The organism is Paenibacillus sp. FSL P4-0081 (genome assembly GCF_000758565.1).
GTDB classification, from domain to species: Bacteria; Bacillota; Bacilli; order Paenibacillales; family Paenibacillaceae; genus Paenibacillus_AQ; species Paenibacillus_AQ phytohabitans.
Genome location: NZ_CP009280.1, coordinates 4249813 through 4270188, shown reverse-complemented (window position 1 = coordinate 4270188; position 20376 = coordinate 4249813). Strand labels below are relative to the sequence as shown.

The window sequence follows — 20376 nt, the reverse complement described above, 5'->3', positions numbered from 1 at the left end:
TTGCGTATTCCTCCCTTCTGAATGGTCAGTCATGACTTGACTTGAAGTTCGGTTCCAATGATCCAGGCTGTTCCTGCTGCGGACTGGCCGGAAGCGGAATCCGCTCCACTTCACCTTCTGTGAATTGCCCCCGCAGCTGCAGCACATAACGGATATGTGCAGGCATCACCTCCCTTACATCCGCCTTCCCCTGAATCACGGCCAGCGAGGCAGCAACCCCCGCCGCTTCACCGATGGCGCTGACCGACGCCATGATCCGGTAAGAGCTGTGCGCCTCATGGGTTCCGCTGATGCAGCGGGAGGCGAGCAGGAGATTGGAGCAGCCCAAGGGGATCAGTGAACGATAAGGAATATGATAATATCCGTCCCCGGGAATGCGCTCCAGCCGGGTCGCTCCTCCATCCGGGCTGTGAATGTCCAGTGAGTAGGCGCATGCTGCAATCATATCCCCGAAATGCCGGTTGTTCAGGCAATCTTCGGCTGTCAGGACATACTCACCAGTGATCCGCCGGCCTTCCCTGACACCGAGACGCGGTGCAATATAATCCAGCTTGGCCTGCCGGAATGCCGGATGCCCGCAGATGGCCCCGAACAATTCATTGGCTTGCCGGGTACCCTCCTCCATACCCCGGCTTACTGATTCGGGACGGGTTGGGTCCACTCCCAGCACAGAGGTGGAGTTGAAGAGCAGCGACTTGCCGTCCGGATAAGGAAAGCAGGTGATGCTCTGCCTTGAATTGGCGGTCTCCCCCTTGTCCTTAAGCTCCTGATAATACGGCAGCAGCTCAAGCCGCAGGGAATGGATCGCCTGCCAGGTCTGGATATCCGGATTCTTCAGCTTCATGGGATCGAAGCCGCTCACACGAAAGGTGGCGGTGGCTGATTGCAGCTTGCCGTCACCTTCACGGCCGATTTCGTACTGCATCCCTGCCATTGCGGACAGATTACCGTCCGCTGTGGCATCCAGAAACACCTCTGCGCCAACCGTTCCAGCCTGATTGCCCTGAAGGTGAAGTCGCTGAATCCGACCCTTCTCCACATCAACCTCATTCACCGAGCACCCGGTCCACACGGTTAGCGTTGGCTCAGCTTCCAGGAGCTGCTGATAGGTGGACTTCAGAGACTGCTCATCATAGGTAGGCACCCGCTGTTCGTTGTAATGGGTATACGCCGCCGGGAACAGCTCGCGGTGAATGCCGCTTGTAACCGGTCGTCCCATACTGTCGCGGAAATTGCAGATCAGCGAGACGCTGGAGAAGACGCCGGTGCCGCCGACTTCAGGCCCCGCCTCAATCAGCAGCACCCGCCGGAACAACCTCGCAGCAGCCAGGGCTGCGCTGATCCCGCCGACTCCTGCTCCTACCACCACAAGCTCGAAATTCCAGTTTCCCTTCATAGCGTCCGCTCCCTTCTCTCTCTTCAATTCCTCCGGCTCCCGGTGGACTGAACAACCTCACGGAGGCTGGGGAAACCGCTGTAGATTACCTTGTCATCGCAGATGATCTCGCACCATTCCGGGCTCATCCGCACATCAATGATATGCCCCCGGAAAACGAAACCGGAAAGAGAGACCCTTCCTTCAGCGGGCGGGCGGGGATGAATCCATAAGCTGCCGTCCAGGCGGGGATCGAGACCGGCCAGGCCAAACAGTATTGCTTCCGCGCCAGCCAAGCCTGCGACCACATTCGCCCGCTTATGCACGGGTACAGCCGGGCGGTCACAGTAATGCTCCTGCGGATAATACGGCAGATGCTGCCCCATCCAGAAGTGGCGCTTCAGTGTATCCCACGCCAGCTCATCGCGTCCGGATTCCCACAATGTCAGCGCCAGCATCGGCCCATCCCCGGTATAAGCCCCGCCTCCCGACCAGTCCGGATCATTCTGCTCATAATGGAGCTCATCTTCGGCCGAGATACTGCTCACGCCGTATTTGCCGAGAAATGCCCCATCCCTAACCTGTGCGAACATTCCCTGCTTCATCTCCTCGGTGCAGGCACCGAAGCGCAGCGCGTCATAATATTGAATCGAATAGATCCATTCCGCATGGCCTTCGGGATAAATGGCCTTGAACCAGGCTTTGTCCTCATCCCACAGATGGGTGCGGATCGACTGGCGGATACGCTCCGCCTTGTCCCGCCATTCCTGTGCGGGCTGATCCGCCGCCAGATCCAGATGCTGCGCCAGATCGGCTAAGCGGTCATAACTCCATGCCCGCTCGGCATTCGGACTGGCTACGATATGTTCATAGCCTGCACCCCGCATTTCCAGCAGGTTCGGTTGAAGGCCGTAATCCAGCAGCTCATTCCACTCCGGCAACCGGCTATCGTCATATAAGGCCAGCGTCCGCATGGTCGGGAACAGCTCTGCCTCTCCCCCATGCAGCACAAAGATCGACCAGGCAAAGTTCAGAAACGACCATAAGCTATATGAGTAGGGCACATGGGCGCCTTGTCCGCTGGGGGCAAACCGGGAGTGCCGTTCAATGCCGCTGGCTGCCATCAGACTAGCCAGCTCTGCCGCTTTGTCCTTCCCCAGCATCAGCGCCAGCGTTCTTGCACCGTATCCCCCCGCATCCCATGGATAACAGCAGATCCCTGCACCTTCCAGGCCGGAGACGGCGGGAAAAGGCTGAATGGCGAATTCCGGGTTCTCCCACAGACAGACCATCCCGCTGATCAATGAGCGGCGGTAATAGTCTTCCAGACCCGGAATATCCGATTGCAGCACCGGCAATTCACGGCAGGCTTCCTCAAGCCGGCGTTCCCAGACTACGGTTGTCCGCCCCCCCAGCTCTTTCAGGGTCTGCCCTTCTTCCCAACGGAACTCTTGTCCGGCAGGAGTCAGAACCGCAGCCATCCGGAACACGACCTCCTCCCCTTCTCCAAGGCTCAGCTCCCGATCCCCTTCCCGAAGCAGGGTAATACGGACCTGTTCGTTCTCCCAGATTCCTTCCTCAATCTGCAGCGCAGGACCGGCAGAGGTCAGCGGTGCTCCATAGTCCCAATCGTCCAGCGGAACCATGGCCGGGCTTCCCGGCACCAGCTCCGGTAGAACAGCAACCGTTACCGTTCTAAGACTGCGGTTCTTGATCCGCTGAGTCAGGAGGAAGCCATGGGTATCCGTCAGAGGCGTCAATTCACTGGACACCGCCAGTGATAACAGGTTTCCGTCCACCAGATGATGGTATGTTCCTTGTCTTTTGATCTGATCGGGCTGCCATACGCCCTTCGCATACAGTACGCCACAGTCCCCCTTGCCTAAGTCTCCGTTATCCCGGACAGGATGTCCGTCCGCTGTTATATGAAGTTTTACGCCCAGATCCTTGGCGGCAAAAGGCGGTGAATAGCAGCCTTGAACGCCGCAGACCGTTCGCGCGGAAGGCGCAACTGTACTATAGCCGCTGCACACCCATAGATGTTCCGGGGGGGCCAGACTTTTCCGTAAATCAAACGCAAATGAACCGAGTGTATAGTTTGTAGTCACCTTCATGTGTTCCCTCCGGAAATGGAATTCTGCACTTCAGCCCTTCACCGAGCCCAGCAGAACCCCTTTGATAAAATGCTTTTGCAAAAAAGGATAAACGCAGAGGATTGGCAGCACCGTGATGATGATCGCCGCGGCCTTCAGCCCCTCCGGCTGGATGTATTGGGAGGAATCCCCGCCTGCAAGCAGGGAATCAATCGGCGTCTGCAGCATCTGGTACAGCTTGACTGTTACAGGCAGCAGCTGCGATTTGCTGATGAAATACAAGGCATTGGAATAGGTGTTCCACAGAGCAACCGCATAGAACAGCGAAATCGCAGCCAAGATGGGCTTGGATAAAGGCAGCGTCAGCTTGAAGAACACCGTCAGATCCGTTGCGCCGTCAATCGTCGCTGATTCTTCCAGCTCGGCCGGCAGGCCTTCAAAAAATGATTTCATCACAAACAGATTGTAAGCACTTACCAGCCCGGGCAGCCAGATCGCCCAGAAGGTATTGATCAGGTGCAGCTGCTTAACCAGCAGGAACAGCGGGATCAGCCCGGTACCGAACAGCATGCTGAACATCACCATAAACGTAAAGATCTGCCGTCCTTTCAATCTCCGCTTCGAAAGCGTGTATGCGGCCAGCGTAGTTGCAATCATCTGGAGTACAGTACCTACGGCTGTGATGATCACTGTATTCTTGAGAGCGATGAGCAGCTGCCCGTCGATGAACAGCTGTTTATAGGCCTGAACGGTAATTTCTACCGGCCACAATACCACTTCGCCCGAGATGATCGCCCGGCTGCTGCTCAGCGACATCGCCAGAATATTCAGAATCGGAAATACCGTTATGAACGCACACAGGGCCAGAAACAAATACAGCGGCATACTTTTCAGTCGGTTTACCATAATCCGCCTTCTCCCAGCTTTTTCACAATTTTGTTGACCGTCAGCACCAGAATCAGCCCGATCAGCGCCTGAAATAATCCCACAGCCGTTGCCAGACTGTATTGCGCGTTCTGCAGCCCTGTGCGGTACACGAACGTGCTGATGACATCGGATACACTGAAGACAGCGGCATTCTGCAGATTAAAGATATGCTCGAAGCCCACATCCATCATCTTCCCCATCTGCAGAACCAGCAGGACACCAATGGTCCCGCGGATACCCGGCAGCGTAATATGCCAGATCTGGCGCAGCTTGGTGGCTCCGTCGATTTTGGCCGCTTCGTATAAGCCGGGGTCAATAGATGAGATGGCGGCCATATAGATAATCGTACCCCAGCCCGCGCTTTGCCAGATGGTGGAGACAATGAACACCACAGGCCACCAAAAGGTGCTGGTCATGAAGTAAACCGGATCAATCCCGAACAGGCGCAGGGCCGCGTTCACTACTCCGGTGGAAGGTGACAGCAAGGAGACAATGATCCCCGCCAGAACTACCCATGAGATGAAAAAAGGCAAATACAGCATGTTCTGCACAGCCCGCTTGAACCAGTTCACCCGCAGCTCATTCAGCAGCAGGGCCAGCAGGATCGGAGCCGGGAAGGCAAAAACAAGATTGTATAAATTCAGCAGCAGGGTGTTGCGCAGCACATTCCAGAAGTCTGAGCTTCCAAACAAGGTATGAAAATGCTTAAGCCCCACCCAGGGGCTGCCCCAAACTCCGTCCAGCAGGCGGAAATCCTTGAAGGCGATCAGCTCGCCGTACAGGGTGACAAATTTGAACAGGAAGAAATAGGACATGGCCGGAATAAGGAACAAGTACAGATAACGGTCCCGGTAGAGATAAAATAGCAGGCCCCGCCCCGGCTTTTTCAGGCTTTTGGAGCGTATGGCCGCCGGACCGGAGGGCTGGTGCAATGTTTTTGGCATATAGCTCTTTCTCACTCCTCTATAAATTTCGGGAGCCTGGAATAGCGTTCATTCCGCAGCTCCCTTATATCCAAGAATCGTATGGGTTACTTCAGCTTGTCTTTGTTCGCGTCGTACCAGGCCTGAACCTTGGCGGTTACACTGTCTCCGTCCAGGCTGTTCCAGGCTTGGCGCAGCTCTTCGACCGCTTCATCCGGTGTCTGATTGCTCATCGCCATACGGGTGTTGATTTCCTTCCATTTGGTTTCAAACTGGCCGGCGATGGAGGCGTATTCCGCAACTGGCGGGATATATGGCAGATCCTTGCGGAAGGTATAGGTCTCACTGTTCTTAATAATCGTACTTTTGAGGGCAGCCATATCCTGATCATCCTTGCTGTCCCCTGCCCGGGTGACCAAATATTCCGGCGTCTGCTGCTCCTGCTGAACCAGCCGGTATTCCGAAGCATAGCCGACCTCCGTCTTCCATTTGTCAAAATCGGTTGTGACCGGAATGCTGTCCTTCAGCTGATAATGTACGCCTTCAGTTCCATAGGTCAGCGGCTCCCAGCCTGAATCCAGCATCCAGTCGATAAATTCCATCGCGGCCTGCGGATTTTTCATGTTTTTGTTAAAAGCGGTCAGCAGATGGTTAGGGACTTCGACCTCATAGCCATTCGTTCCGTATTTCGTGGACAGAGGCGGAACTGCGGCCAGTGTGGCCTCCGGATTATTTTTCCGCAGCTCGGTAATGGTATTGTCCATGTTCAGGTTACTGAAATAGATGCCGGAGCGACCCGTTGTCCACAGCTGCTTCTGCCGCGAAAATTCCTTATCTGTCGCAAATTCCTTGTCAACGAGACTCTCATGGTAAGCAAGCTGGCGGAAAGCAAGTGCGTCTTTATACCGTTCGGTGAAGAAACTCTGGGTGAGCTTCCCGTCCTCCACGAACCAGGCCGCACTGCGCGCCATATACCAGTCGTCGGTAATCGCCGTATAGGCCGTTGACATCGCCATAGGAATGGTATCGGCCGCACCGTTGCCGTCAGGGTCATTGTCCCGGAAGGCTTTGGCGACCTCCACCAGCTCATCCACTGAAGTCGGCATAGCCAGTCCAAGTTTATCCAGCCAGTCCTGCCGGATGAAGATGGCGGTATTGGCACGGGCAGGCCGCATGCTGGCGATGGCATAGATTTTACCGTCATCCAGCGTCAGGTACGGCTTCAGCTCGGGATGCTCCTGCAGATATTTTTTGTAGCTGGTGCTGTACTTGTCGATATACTCATCCAGCGGTTGAATGGCTCCTTCATCGGCCCAGCGGACAATAAAGTCGCGGTTGAAGGTAGTCATCATATCCGGCGCCTGATCGGAAGCAATCAGCACATTGAATTTATCCGCCTCCTGATTGCGCGGAATCGGCACCCAATTCACCTTCACTCCGGAATTCTCATTGATATACTTTGTCCAGCGGTTCTCTTCATAAGAGCCTTCTCCCGTTGCCACCTGCCCCCTGTCATAAATGGAGCCGGATATTTCCTTGGGCAGCGAAGCATAGGGATCTGCGCTTGGCGCCTGTGAGGCAGCGGCCGGGGATGGCTCTGCGGACGTGCCGGCGTTTCCGTTACTGTTGCCGCATGCGGACAACGCCGCCGTTCCTAACAGCAGCACCGCGAGAAGCGCGGGGGTGAGCTTTCTGTTTCTGTACATTCTTTTGACCTCCAATGGACTTGTGATGTTGGGCAGATCATGTCTTGCTAAGACGGTGAAGCCTGGCGCCTGGCCTCCACCTAACTATAGCGGGCTATCCGGCAGACTGAATAGTTGCAGAACCTACAATGAACTCTCATCTCCCGCTATCCTCCGGATATTTGTAGATAACGCTACATCATAATGGAAAGTGACACCCGCTTACCGCTGCATTATGTCATATAATGAAGTGAACATCCGCCGGTTAAGGAGCGATAGCAAGTGAAGAGAAGAATTTCAGCCAAAGTACAGCTCATGTATACCGCATTATTCATCCTGATTATCCTGATGACAGTGGCGATCAGCTATATCAGCTCTATCCGCCAGTTAGAAAGGCAGGTGATTGGTTCGAATCAGAATGTGCTGAGCCAGATCAGCAAACGGGTAGACAGCACACTTCAGGAAATCGATTTGACCACCATCAATCTGCTGCGGAGTAATGATACCCGGTCTTTTTTTGAGGACTCCGGTCCGGATTCTGCACAGCATTTACTGGGCCTCTCTATGCTCCAGGATCAGCTGGGCAACAATCTCGCAGCCAATTTTAATATGAAGGCGATCTATCTGTATTCGGAGAAAAGCGGCAAGCTCCTCTCTGCTTCCGACTATTACCCGCTGGAATCAGCGCCTTCCATGGGCTGGATCAAGTCCTTCACCGGCAGCGGCAAGACCGGCAAATGGAATGCCTCTCCTCCGGCAGCAGAGAGCAGCGATTTCCTGCTTGTCCGCAATTACCCTTTTACCGCCGGACCCAAAGACAGAAGCGGTGTAATGGTCACGCGAATTAATGAAAAGAGTATCTCGAAGATGTTCGGCGATCTGCAATTCAGCGACAGCTACAATGTATTTCTGGTCGACCGGAACGGGAATGTGCTGTCCCATAAGGACCCCAAGCTGATTCATCAGAGCATTCTGGACAACAGCTACGCTTCCCGGGTACTTGCACGCGAAGGGCGGGGGTACGTGGTAGAGAAAACAGCCACCGGGAAAAATCTCGTATTCTACGATAACTCTGCTTATACCGGCTGGAAGCTGATTTACATCGTATCCCAGCAGCAGCTCAGTACGCTTTCGCTTACAGTGCGCTATATTCTGATCGCCATGGCCGTGCTGATGGTTGTCATCGCGGTTTCCGCAAGCCGCTTCGTCAATCACCGCTGGTTTGCTCCCATGGAGTTTTTCATTGCAAGGCTGGAGGAGATTACTGTGCGCACTCCCTCTGGTTTCCAGAGCTTACCTTCTTCACAGGCACTCTCCTATAATGATCTGCATAACAGAATAGAGCAGGTATTCACCGGTTATTCCAATGCAGAAAAGAAGCTCCACGAGAGCATTCCGGCGCTGAAGCTGCAGATTATGTTCGATATTCTGACCGGCAACCGGACGAAATTCGCCTCCGCTGAGCCTATGCTTAATCATGTGGGCATTGAATTGTATCCGCAGCATTATATCGTCCTCACCATTGAATTCGATAATAAGGCTATGCTGGAGAAGGTTGGAGACATGAATCTGTACCTGTACGCGCTGTGTAATGTAGCTGAAGAGATGATCCGCTCCCGGCAGGACAAGGTCAAAGGGGCTGCGATTCAGATGAACGATGATCAGGCGGTAATGATTCTGAGCTTCAGGGATGCAGGTCGTGCGGAGAATACAATGGAAGCCAGATCATTCGGAGAGGATTTCATGGCCTATGTTGAGGTGCAGTTCAGACGGACGATTTCCGTCAGCATGGGTGAGTATTATGATCATTTTCAAGATATCCGCAAGTCTTATCTGGAGTCGGCAGGGCTGATTTCCTGTAAAATCCTCATGGGACATAATGCGCTCATCACCTCAAACGATGTTGGTGCATGGGACAGCGGCAGGCTGCTTGAGGTCTTTGAGTCCGTTGATGCTGTGCAGGAAACGGTCAAGCAGGTGAACGCGGAGAAAACCGGAATCGTGCTGGAGGAGCTGTTCAAACGGGCGGCGCGATGCAATCTGTCCAAAGAGATGATGGTCCAGCTCTGCCTGCAGGTCATTCTAAAAGCGCTGCGGACCGCAGCTGACTCCAGCCTGAATGAACAATTTCAGACGGAGCATGAAGTGGTGTTCATACGCCTTCAGCAATGTGAGACATTGTACGAGATGCGGATGGTTCTAAGCTCGCTGATGACCGAACTGATTCAGTCTCTGCAGGAGAAACGTAGCAGTAAGAAAAAAAGCGGCGAATTGATTGAAAGCGTTCTCTCTTATATCACAGAGCACTATGCCCAGAGCGACATTTCCGTTAATTATTTGGCTGACCGGTTCAGCATCAGCCCCAATTATTTAAGCAAGCTGTTCAAGGAATATACCTTCAGCAATTTTGTCGACTATCTGATTGAAGTACGCATGAAGGCCGCCCACCGGCTGCTGCTAGAAACCCCCATGAAGCTGAATGATATTGCCGAGCAGGTCGGCTACACCAACTTCTCCAGCTTTCTGCGCAATTTCAAGAAATACTATGGCATGACGCCGACGGAATACCGGCAGCTGCATTTGAATTCCTGATTGAAACCTCTCTGAAAACACAGAAAGCCGCCGGATGGGCGGCTTTCTGTGCGTATATGTTCTTGTCCGACAATGCTGTTATCTATACACGGCTCAAAGCCGCTCCAGAAAAGGAACAGCCAGCCCTGCAATCCGCTGAAAGCCAGCCGCGTTCGGGTGAAGACCGTCGAGGGTGAAATAATCCAGGGTTAACCGGGTAATCAATCAATGTGGCGTAGCCACCGCGAAAGGTATGAATGTCCCGCCTTCAATGCTCCCAGCGGCTGATAGCCACCCGCCGCGCTGATGCTGTCTCCAAGCGTGGCCCAGCTTTTACCTGCCCATCTGGCGGATTGCTTCAAATAAATTCTCCTTTCCCGTTAGTGTCTCTTGATGCAACCTTTATTCACTTAGCTGCCAGTTACGGGTTACGCACAAATCTGACCGCATCGGCAGCAACATATCCGCTGGTTCCGTTATTGCGGATCGTCACACTGCCGGAGGTGCCGGCAGTGAAGGTGTACGTTCCGATTAAGTTCCATACCCCGCCGTTTGAGGTCTGGTCTATGGTAAGTGTTGCCGTCCCGCCGGCATGAACGACTTCAATTGGGATCGCAGTGGAGCGGTTAAAATGCTCCGGCCACATCATATAGACGCTATAAGTGGCGGTGACGGGCAACTCGGGTGTATACGTAATACTTTTGCTGCCTTTGCCGCTGTTGTCATCATGTACATAGTTGATTCCGTACCGGTCTGTCTGTACCGCAGAGGTCTTCCAGCTTCCCGTCTTTAGCACACCTGTGGTGTCATTATTGTCCACAATAACCTCTTCTCCAGGGAGGGGTGGCGGCGTACCGCTGCCCGGTTCAAAGGAGGCCTTGAACGTCTTGCCTTTGGCTGCGTTGACATTGACTGTTAATTTGATGGTCGGGCTGAGCTGCGTCACTGTAATTCCGGGGTCCGCAGTATATCCGCTTGCCGAACGGTCCAGTTCAACCTCAATAACACCGGTATTTAACTGTGTCGGATCGCTGACCGATAGTTCCAAAGTGCCATCTTCGGCTTCTCTGGTCATCACTGATGCTTTCTTGTTCACTGAGATCAGATCGACGGAGCTGGCCCCATCTTCCCAGAAATTCGCCCCAATGATGCCCAGCTTCGTTTCTTTTACCGCTTGAACAGAGGAGGAGTTTGACAGCACTTCAATATCAGGCGCTGCGGCATAAGCAGCCACTTGAGCAGCGGTCTTGCCCGGCAGCAGGACATATTGATATTCCCCGCCACCCGGATTCACGCCATGATTCAGCCATAAGGTCATATAATTGCGGGTTATCGGTGTGGACGGGGTTACCGGACGTGGGTTGATCTGCTTCCAGTTCCCTGTTCTGGCCTCTCTCTTGGCGGTAAGCGATACATTCTGGGGAAAATAATATCCGGTATCGGCACCAGCTGTGCTACCGGACAGGTGAGCCCAGTCTACCTGGTCTAGGGTATCCGACCACCCCAAAGCTGAAGGCTGTACTTCGCCATTCACAGTGAGTGTATTACTGCCCGCCGTGTTCAGCTTCCGGTTCTCCACGATGGTTTCAACGGCAATATTGTCCGTGCTGGTGATGCCTGCACCCAGGGAGACGATTTCGCCGTCAAACATGAACCAGGATTTCCGGGCGCCAAGCGTATGATCCGCATACTGCAAATCCATACCTGAGCTGCCGTATAAGTTCTGAATGTCGGTGCCGCCAGTCCACGTATTTGCACTGGTATGGCTGCTTGACGGGGTCTGGGACAACACGGTTGTTCCCGGCAGGCGGTAATTATCGACGGTTGGCCAGAAATCATTGCTGTATTGTCCGAGATCGCTGTTATACAAGCTGGTCATCCCGGCTGAGGTGTACCAGGCTTTGGCGTTCTCGCTGTTGATCGCTTCAAAGCTGCTGATGCGCTTCGAATACATAGCAAGTCCGATGCTATATTCAGGCCGGTGCTGGACTGCCCGGTCCATCGCCGAGAACTGCTTATAGACCTTAAGCTCTTCCGCCGGCTCAATCAACGGGTCCGCGCTTATGCTCTTGGCCAGTACGATGGATGGGATCGGTGCACTGGAATAGAAGGACTTGAAGGTATCCGACATTATCCAGCCCTTAAGCATCTGCTTGAAGTCAGCCGCTTGTGCGGGCGGCGCGATCCCGGACAACAGCAGGATACCTTGCATCGCTGTATGTCCCGCGTCATGATCCTGACTGTAATTTCTGGAGATTTCCCTGCCGCGAACCATATCCATCATGGCGCCTTTGTACATCAGCGGCTGATAGGTGTTGTATACCCAATCCCAGACATTGGACTGGTTAGGATCGGTGACCTGCCATGTTGAACCGTGGAGCATTCCCATCAGATCGCTTACAGCCAGCAGCAGACTGAGTCCATACCCTCCGGTATAGGGGATATTGCCATGCTGAATGAATGAACCATCTCGATAGAAGCCGTCTCCGCTAACCGTGTAATTAAAAATCGAAGATAGCCCGTCACGCGCAGCGGCAATCTTGGCACCATCTTTGACGAGGATTCCCCGAACGCCTACGACGATCGCTTTCCACGAGCGGTTGGCTCCTGTTAAGGTGACGGTTGGCGAGAAACGTTCCACGGCTTTCATATAATTCGTAATTTGAGCCGGACTTAGGGAGTCATACATCAGCACTGCTGTATCGTTCAGCTGCATCGGTATGCCGATCTGCCAATCCCACCAATTGCTGGTTCCGCTGGCGGTCGTCGTTACCGCCTCATGGTATCTGGTTGCATACATATAATCGAGTGCAGCAACGATGTCGGTCTCAAGCTGACTATCCTGGTACAACGCCGAACCAGTGGTGGCATAAGCGAGCGCCATGGTGTATAGATGTTCATAGGTCACCCGGATGTGAATCGAATTCCCGGTGCCGGGATTATCGCTCCACAGATAGGTACGGCTGGGCGAGGTATTCATTGTCTGCCAATAACCATTCGCTTCAGTGGTCAGCCTGGTAATTGCAGCGGCTATATCCGTATCCGCAGTATTCAGGGAGGCTCCTCCGGTCAGCATAACCTTGCGGTGCTCCCTCATTCCGTCGAATTCATCCGCTGCGCGGGCACGCTGCATACCCATTATTCCTTCAAAGCTGCCGACAGTCAGGAGCAGAATTAACATAATCATGCAGCTTTTCAATAGCATTCTTCTCATCCATAATCCTCCTTTTTCATCCATTGCTTCGTTTGCTTCGTTTTCGTAATCCAAACACTTCTTTTTCCCGACATAATTCTTTCTTTACCGCGCCTGTAATTCCGCCTTACGATGAAGCGCTTACATTTAATAGTATGATATGGAATGACAGCTAAAGAAACTATGTGAATTCGAGAAAAGGTATGAAATTTCGAGCGATCTTGAAAGGTTACCTTTCATTTCCCCATTTAGCCCGCTTCGGGCGGAATAAAGGCGCTGGTGCCCCTGATTTCACCCTCTCATTCTTTAAGAAGAAAGCCGCAACTCTGGCGGCCAATACATTTCATAGATTCGCTAGGTCCCAAGCTCAACGTGAAACGAGGCTCCCCCGGCACCATCCGGGTCAAACCACAGTCTCACCTTGCCGGTTTCACTGTGTTCTACCGTTATCCGGTCTGACTTGTTCATCACTCGGGTACCAGGGTGATTGAATTCAATCCTGATTTCGATCAGACTGCGCTGCCTTTGTGTCGGATCGGCTATAGCCAGGCTCCAGCCTGCCGGATTCCTTTGCAGCACAATGGAGGCTTGACTGCTGCAAGCAATCCCCCCGCTTGTATACCAGCCTGCCTTCCAGAAATGCGCTGCTGTAATTCCCAGTTCAGAATCTTCAACCGCATGCACATGAGCATTCAATTCCAGGATTCTCACCCTGGGTTCCTCAGCGAAACAAGCAGTCTCTTGCTCACTGTAGCCAGGTAGAAGCACATATGCATAGGTATCCCCCGCCGGGGCTTCTCCATGACCGAACCACAACGTCTGATAGAACCGTTCCATCTTCTCAGGTGAACCGGCATCGTTGATTTCCTTCCAGCTCCCCTGGCGCTGTTCACGCAAGGCATGTACACGGCATTGTTCAGGAAAAAAGAAGCCCACATCCGCTCCCCGCTCACCGCCCGCTATATGAATCCATTTGGGGTGAAGGGTCTCTGTCACGGCATATCCAGGATTCCGGCAGATTCTTCTTCCGTCTGCGGTAATCGCATGGTCTCCCAACGATTTCAATTTCCGGATATCGATGATCGTCTCCACTTTAGCGGAATTACGGCTCTTAATATCCGAACCTAAGGCAACGATGCGGGTTCCGAGCAAAAACCAGCTTTTGAGCGCTGTCAGTCCATCGGCCTCGTTAACTACATCCTCCAATTCCATGGCAATGGCGCCGTATTGGTTATGAAAAACGGCCCCACCGACAAAATCCCGGTTGCTTAAACGCCCTTGCCCGGCTCCATCCTCCTGACGCTTGTTTGTTACTGTAGTTCCGGGCAGGCGGCAGGGATCAACGGTCGGCCAGTAAGCATCGGCATATTGCCCCAAGTCACTATTATACAGATGACCCATGCCATACGAAGTATACCAGCCCTTTAGATTTTCCCCATTAATAGATTCATAGCTATAGATCCGGCTGGAGAACATACTAATGGAGTAGGCAAAACCCGAACCCTGCAGCACCGCCCGGTCCATATGCGCAAACAGCTTGCAGAAGGACTCTTCCCGGGCAGGCTGCACGAATTCATTGTCCAGCAGAGCTTTGGCTTGAGCCGCAGTATCCGGCGGTGCACCGGCTGTATAGGATTTATACGTGTCAGCCACAATCCACCCTTTCGCTCTGGAGAGCAGACGTACCTGCTCCGCTTCATCCAGTATGCGCGAGAAGCGTAAGCAGGAGGTGATCACCGAATGCCCGCTCTCATGATTCTGCGAATCCGCCCGCGAGATTTCCCTGCCGCTGGTCATATCCAGCAGGCACCCCTTGAACATAAGGGGCACAAAGGAATCTTCAATCCACTTGGCTGTCAAATCGCGGGCTTCACCCGGCAATTCCCAAGGAGTATCATGCAGCCACACCATCAGGCGGACCACATCCTGCAGCAGTGAGACCCCATATCCGCCGGTGTACGCGTATTTATCATGCTGAACAAAGGAGCCATCCTCATAGAAGCCGTCCCCTTCGCTAACATTCTTGAATACCGGAAGCAGCGCACTAAGGGCGGCGGACAGCTTCTGCACGTCGCCCTGAATAACGGCAGCAAGAGCAACTGCCGTAGACTTCCAGACCAGATTCGCTCCGGTGGACGGCGGAGCCTTAGCCACGAACCACTGTGCATGAAACGCCGGATCGCCGACATATTTGTCTATGGGGAGGAGTAGACGCTCTACAAGTTCTGTATCCGGCAGCTCCTCCATGAGCAGCAGGGTTTCCAGCAGAGCTATCGGCACGCCAATCTCCCAATACCACCAGTTTCCATAGGGACGGGAGCTTTCGTTGTATCTCTGTGCATATAGCCATCCCAATCCATAAATCACCTGTTGCCTTAATGTAGAGTCCAGATAACAAGCAGACCGTGATGACTTCAGAGCAACCGCCATCGCTCTTAAACGGCCAATGATCACAAATACATCCGAAGCGTTCTCAGCATAAGGAACATCAGCCCATAGCAACTCCTGGTGATAGAGCATCGTATCCTGATCATGCCTGACACTTTGCAGAAATTCATGACTCAGCGTATCTCCCGAGATATATTGCAGCCATTTGTTTTTTAAGTTCTGCATGGGAATTCTCTCCTTCAGCCACCGGTTCGCCCTTTATGACTTTGCGCGCTGTTCCCATTCCTTGAGCGGGGAAGGTGGAATCATGCTTCCCCACTCTCCGGCTTCAGAGCCAAGCTCCAGCAGAAGCGTGCCTCCTCCGGCGATTTCTTCATGGCGGACCCAGGCACGGTTCAATTCCTTGCCGTTGATGGAAGCGGACAGGATATACCGGTTGCCGGACCCGCTGCATTCACCCTGAGTCTCGATCGTCAGAGGAACGGGAGTCTCCTTCGCTCCCAGCAGCAAGGTTACCTTATTGAACAACGGTGGGACGAGGAAATAGATGTCCTGACCCATCAAAGGGTACAACCCCATAGCTGAACAGATGAAAAAGGCACTCTGACAGCCCATATCCTCGTTATCACCCAATCCGTCACGTTCAGCCCTGAAGTATGTCTCCAGACATTCCCGGACCCGGTCAGCCGACCGGTCGGGTCTTCCCGCATAAATATATAAATAAGGAATATGCAGCATAGTTTCCTTGGAGTTATAGAATCCGCCGTCAAAGAAATCGTCTAAATGCCTGATAAAAGCTTCTGTCCCCCCATGCCGTTCGACCAGTCCATGAAAGTCATGATGCGTGCTGAACGACCATTGCAGGCTGGTTCCTTCGTAGAAGTAAGGATCATTCCATGAATCCGGCAGGCAGGATAAGGGGTCGAAGGACTCTGCCCATTCCCCGCCCGGAAGCCGGGGCGCGAAGCATTTGAGATCCTCCCGCCATAAATTCCATAGCTTCTCCGAGCTTTGATAATATTCTTCTGCCGCCTCCTCCTCACCAAGAACTTCGGCCAATTGGCCGATACACCAGTCCTGATAGGTATACTCCATATGACGGGATACACAGTTCTTCTTCACATCCGTCGACAAGTACCCCAGGGAATGGTAATCCTTCAGGTGACGGCCATAGAGCCAGGTGTCCGGAGACGGAACCTCATTATTCTTGCGCATTTGCTTCAGGGCTTTAACATAATCTATTCCCTCCAGCTTCTTAAGCGCCGCTTCACAGAACAGCACATCTGCGGAGCTTCCCCCTTGAATCATCGCACTATGTCCCATAATCCAGGCGTCCGGCAGCCAGCCGGTATGATCCGCGATATCCAGCAGACAATTGAGGATATCCGCTTCAAGCTGCGGGTCGAGCAGTGTAATCAACGAGTTGGCATTTCGGACGCTGTCCCACAGTGCATACAGATCAGTGAAGTGCCGGACCCCGGATTCCCAGGCGAAGTTCTCATCGTCTACCCCCAAGTCACTCGGCATACAGAACAGCCGGGTCATCAGAGTATAGAACAGCCGCGTATGCTCCTCACTTCCGCCTTCCACCGTGACTCTGCTCAGTTTATCTTCCCAGATGCCGCCGGCCGCTTGCCGGATTTCATCGAATCCTGCGGATGCTTCCCGGTCCACACTGGCTCTGGCCTTGCCGACACTTACATAAGAAATGCCTGTCTTCGCCACCAGAACTCCGCAGTCACCGAAGCTAAGGGAAGCCTTACAATTCGGGCCATCCACAGACGAGCTGCGCCGTACTCCGCCGGCGTCTGCCAGCAGGCTGCTCTTCATCGGCTGATCGAAGCGAATAAAGAAGTAGACGGAATAAGGGAACTCATGCCCCCAGCCCCCGCGCAGGTCGGAACGGCCGGCAATCTCGTACTCCGATATTACTTCAAGGTAACCGCCCGTGGAGACGCCGGTAGTCTTCCCCGGCTCATCTCCGCCTACCTGAATTACTGCTCCGGCATCAATCAGCAGGTTGGCAGCATCCCCGGCCTTGAAGCTGTAACGGTGGATGCCTGTGCGCGCTGTGCTGGTCAATTCAGCCTGTATGGCAGCGGGCATTAATCGCACGCTGTAATATCCTGCTTCGGCCTGCTCATTCTCCTTAAGGTAAGGATCAATATGGAACCGCTGCATGCCGGTATAAGGGGTGAAGCCCACATTGCCGTAACGGCCTCCGCCTCCCGTTCCGCTGACATGCGTATGGCTGAATCGGATAATCGGCCTCGAACTGTTGTAGCCGTGGGATAGCTGCGGCGGCAGCGTATCCGGGCCAAGCCTTACGATACTGCCCGGCAGATAAGGCCCGCACAAGCAATTGTTTTCTCCATCCACGCCTATAAACGGATCGACATAATCCACTCTTCTTCTCATCAACGTTGTACCTCCTTCATTGCCGGTAATGCCTTCCCTCTACCAAAAGATTTCGCTCTCGCCCTTTAACTTCAGTAAGGCTTCCAGAAAGTAAAAGTCGCCGTAGATGATAGGCACCTCTACTTCGGCATTGGACGGGAAGCTGCCGGTCCCCTTGGTAATCAACGCTTCTTCCGCCGGGTCCTCCGGCGTGTAATGACGGAACAGCGCTTCCGTTATTGCCGCGCCGAGCTTCCGGTAGCGCGCTGCTTCTTCACCTTCCAGCAGAAAGGCAATTTCCAGCATTCCGCTGGCTGCGCAGGCCGCAGCTGTTGAATCTTTGGCCCATAGCTGTTCTGCAGGTGCCCGGAAATCCCACGGTGGCACAAGATCCTCCGGCAATTGTGCGGCGAAATAATCCGCAGCCGCTTTGGCCGCATCCAAAAACCGGATGTCGCGCGTATAGCGGTACCCTATAGCGAATCCGTAAATCGCCCAGGCCGATCCGCGGGACCAGGCGGAATCCGGACTATACCCTTGTCCGCCAAGCGCTTCTATCCGCTCTCCCGTTCCGGGATCGAAGCGGACGATATGGTGCACCGAGCCATCCTGACGGATGAATTCCCGCAGCGCCATTTCAGAATGTGCAGCGGCTATATGCCGGTACCGCGGGTCCTTAAGCTCTTCGCTGGCCCAGTACAGTAAGCCAAGATTCATCATGCAATCTATAATAGCCAGGCCTTCGCTGCCCTCATACAGCCAGGCACGGATGAAATGCCCTTTAAGATTAAAGCGGCTGGCTAAATGGCTGGCAGCGATCAGCCCTCTTCTTCTGGACAGCATATTGCCGGTAAGCTTGTAGTCGGCTACCGCTGACAAGCTCCAGAGGAATCCGTTATCATGATGCAGCTGTTCGTATTCCTGAAGAGGCGCATCCAGCTGCTCCTCACAGTTCTCGGCGATCCTCCGGTATTCCTCATCGCCGGTAGCACGATAAGCCAGCCACAGGATTCCGGGCCAGAACCCGTTGGTCCAGCAATCGGGGTCACGCGCATCATATTTTCCGCCGTAAGAGGCATTGGGGAAGGTTGCTCCGATTCTGTGGCGCGTGGTGCTTAATTTGCCCAGGGAATAATCCCAGGCCTCATTGATCCAAGTCTCCATCGTGTATGGTCTCCTTTTCTCTTGTACAGTTAAATGGCAGGACGCCCTGAAACAACAGACCTCCTGCCATGCTTCAATCCGTTAATTATTGAGCTGCTTTCCAGGCATCAATTTGGCTCTGCAATTCTGTTTGGACCTTCTCAATGCCGGCCTTCTTTAATTTCTCATTTCTTTCCTCAAGCATTTTGGCAGGGTCAGGAATAGCCCCCGTGCTTGCGGCCCGGTACTCGCCAATGACCGAGGTAAGCTGAGTAATCTCGTTTTTGACGGACGACTCATCGAATACGAACCCTAACAGCGGTGAACGTTTGGCCTCATTGTTGAATTCCTTCCAGCTTGAATACAAATCATCAGGCTGACCCGGCTTGAGATAATTGATGAGCTGATTACCGATCACCCAGAACAAGGCGCTGGTGCCATATCCGGAATCGGCAATCGGCTCGATGCGGTTCTCGCTAATCTTCTTATAGTGGGTGCCTTCAATTCCGTTAACGAACAGGTTCACGGCGTAAGGATCGGTATGCAGCGCATTTAATACCATCATGGCCCGCTCCGGATCTTTGGAGGTGCGGGAGATGGAGAACATCGATCCGGCGGCAAGGTCCGTGGTTACAATAGGCTCTTCGATAACCTTAGAGACAAAATCATATTTATTGTCTGTGGCAATTTTCAGTTCAATATCAGCCCCCGGCTTCCAGACGGCCTGCTGCATCCAGATTTTACCCTGTTTTCTTAAATCACCGATGTCAGTCGTTGTTGTAGCTGCATCGCTATTGATGTAGCCCTTCTCATAATAGCTGCGGTTCAGCTCATACTCCGCTTTGGCAATCGATGAGATTTCCGGATCAACAACCGACTTTATCTGGATGTTATCTGTATTCGTATAGTCATATAAGAACAAAGGAATCTTGTTAGGCGTTGGCCCGATAACGCGGAAGTTCGAGCGGGTCTCATACATCATGCCTTCACCCGACTCCTTAATGAAATCCAGAATCAATGCCGGCTCTTTCTCCTTCAGCAGCTTGAACCAGGGTTCAAAGTCTGACATCGTCTTAATATCCTCAATAGGGATACTATATTTGTCGACTATATCTTTCCGGTAAGTGTAGGCCTTGCCCTGGGTAATCTCTTTGTTTGTGGGAATCCCATACAGCTTCCCTTTGTAGCGCGGAGCCTCCAGGTAGATCGGGTTCAGGTTCTCCGAGATGCCCTGCCCGTATTTGGCCAGCAGATCATCCAGATCCAGGAAGGCGCCCTTAGAGACGTTGCCGAAGAAATTAAGCCAAGAGGCTGTGAATACAAGATCCATCGGCTCACCGGCATTTAACATCAGCTCGGTCTTCTGCTTGTATTCGCTGGAGGCGATCGGCTGAAGATCAACAGTGGCATTAAATTTCTCTTTGAAATATTCACTGAGCTTGGCTTCGACCAGCGCATCATCCCGCTGCGGCGCACCGAAGTAGATAATCGACACCTCGTAAGGCTTCAGTGATTCCGGACTGTCAGCAGGTGCCGCAGTACTCGTGCTCTCCGTGCCTTTTGATGCTGCCGGTTCAGAAGTACCCCCGTTATTACCGCCAGAGCATGCCTGCAAGGCTAACGCAAGAACCAGAACAATCGCCGTGAATAGCGGTTTGCGCCCTTTTAACTTTTTCATATT

Annotated in this window: 11 protein-coding genes; 1 reads left to right on the top strand and 10 read right to left on the bottom strand. The window is 53.2% G+C overall.

Annotation, left to right across the window (positions count from 1 at the left end):
* Positions 1-25: 25 nt before the first annotated feature.
* The 5 genes from P40081_RS18225 to P40081_RS18205 form a co-directional block, all read right to left on the bottom strand.
* Entirely contained in the window at positions 26-1423 is a 1398-nt protein-coding gene (locus P40081_RS18225; protein WP_042137426.1) for an FAD-dependent oxidoreductase, read from the bottom strand.
* Positions 1420-3489 carry an MGH1-like glycoside hydrolase domain-containing protein gene (locus P40081_RS18220; protein WP_042137424.1) on the bottom strand — a complete coding sequence of 690 codons (2070 nt, stop codon included), beginning with the start codon at positions 3487-3489 and terminating at the stop codon, positions 1420-1422. The genes P40081_RS18225 and P40081_RS18220 overlap by 4 nt, the downstream gene beginning before the upstream one ends.
* Positions 3490-3519: 30 nt before the next feature.
* Positions 3520-4374 carry a carbohydrate ABC transporter permease gene (locus P40081_RS18215; protein WP_039292182.1) on the bottom strand — a complete coding sequence of 285 codons (855 nt, stop codon included), beginning with the start codon at positions 4372-4374 and terminating at the stop codon, positions 3520-3522.
* The gene (locus tag P40081_RS18210; protein ID WP_042137421.1) at positions 4368-5339 is read right to left on the bottom strand and encodes an ABC transporter permease; all 972 of its coding nucleotides are present in this window, start codon (positions 5337-5339) and stop codon (positions 4368-4370) included. The genes P40081_RS18215 and P40081_RS18210 overlap by 7 nt, the downstream gene beginning before the upstream one ends.
* Before the next feature lie 86 nt (positions 5340-5425).
* A complete protein-coding gene (locus P40081_RS18205; RefSeq protein WP_042137420.1) occupies positions 5426-7024 on the bottom strand; it encodes an extracellular solute-binding protein in 1599 nt (532 codons plus the stop codon).
* Between the two features lie 261 nt (positions 7025-7285).
* On the opposite strand from P40081_RS18205, the gene P40081_RS18200 reads away from it, so the two are divergent.
* Positions 7286-9595 (top strand): helix-turn-helix domain-containing protein, encoded by a 2310-nt coding sequence (locus P40081_RS18200; RefSeq protein ID WP_042137417.1) that lies wholly within the window; start codon positions 7286-7288, stop codon positions 9593-9595.
* Positions 9596-9995: 400 nt separating this feature from the next.
* Here the strand turns inward: P40081_RS18200 and P40081_RS18195 are convergent, their stop codons facing one another.
* The 5 genes from P40081_RS18195 to P40081_RS18175 form a co-directional block, all read right to left on the bottom strand.
* Positions 9996-12788 carry a polysaccharide lyase family 8 super-sandwich domain-containing protein gene (locus P40081_RS18195; RefSeq protein ID WP_052421881.1) on the bottom strand — a complete coding sequence of 931 codons (2793 nt, stop codon included), beginning with the start codon at positions 12786-12788 and terminating at the stop codon, positions 9996-9998.
* Positions 12789-13121: 333 nt separating this feature from the next.
* Positions 13122-15380, bottom strand: a complete 2259-nt coding sequence (locus P40081_RS18190) for a polysaccharide lyase 8 family protein (RefSeq protein ID WP_042137415.1) — start codon at positions 15378-15380, stop codon at positions 13122-13124.
* Between the two features lie 33 nt (positions 15381-15413).
* Entirely contained in the window at positions 15414-17573 is a 2160-nt protein-coding gene (locus P40081_RS18185) for a GH92 family glycosyl hydrolase (RefSeq protein ID WP_042137414.1), read from the bottom strand.
* Between the two features lie 39 nt (positions 17574-17612).
* Complete coding sequence (locus tag P40081_RS18180; protein ID WP_042137412.1) at positions 17613-18716, bottom strand: glycoside hydrolase family 88 protein; 1104 nt, start codon at positions 18714-18716, stop codon at positions 17613-17615.
* A gap of 85 nt (positions 18717-18801) precedes the next feature.
* Positions 18802-20373, bottom strand: coding sequence for an ABC transporter substrate-binding protein (locus P40081_RS18175; protein WP_042137410.1), 1572 nt, complete (start codon positions 20371-20373; stop codon positions 18802-18804).
* Positions 20374-20376 lie beyond the last annotated feature (3 nt).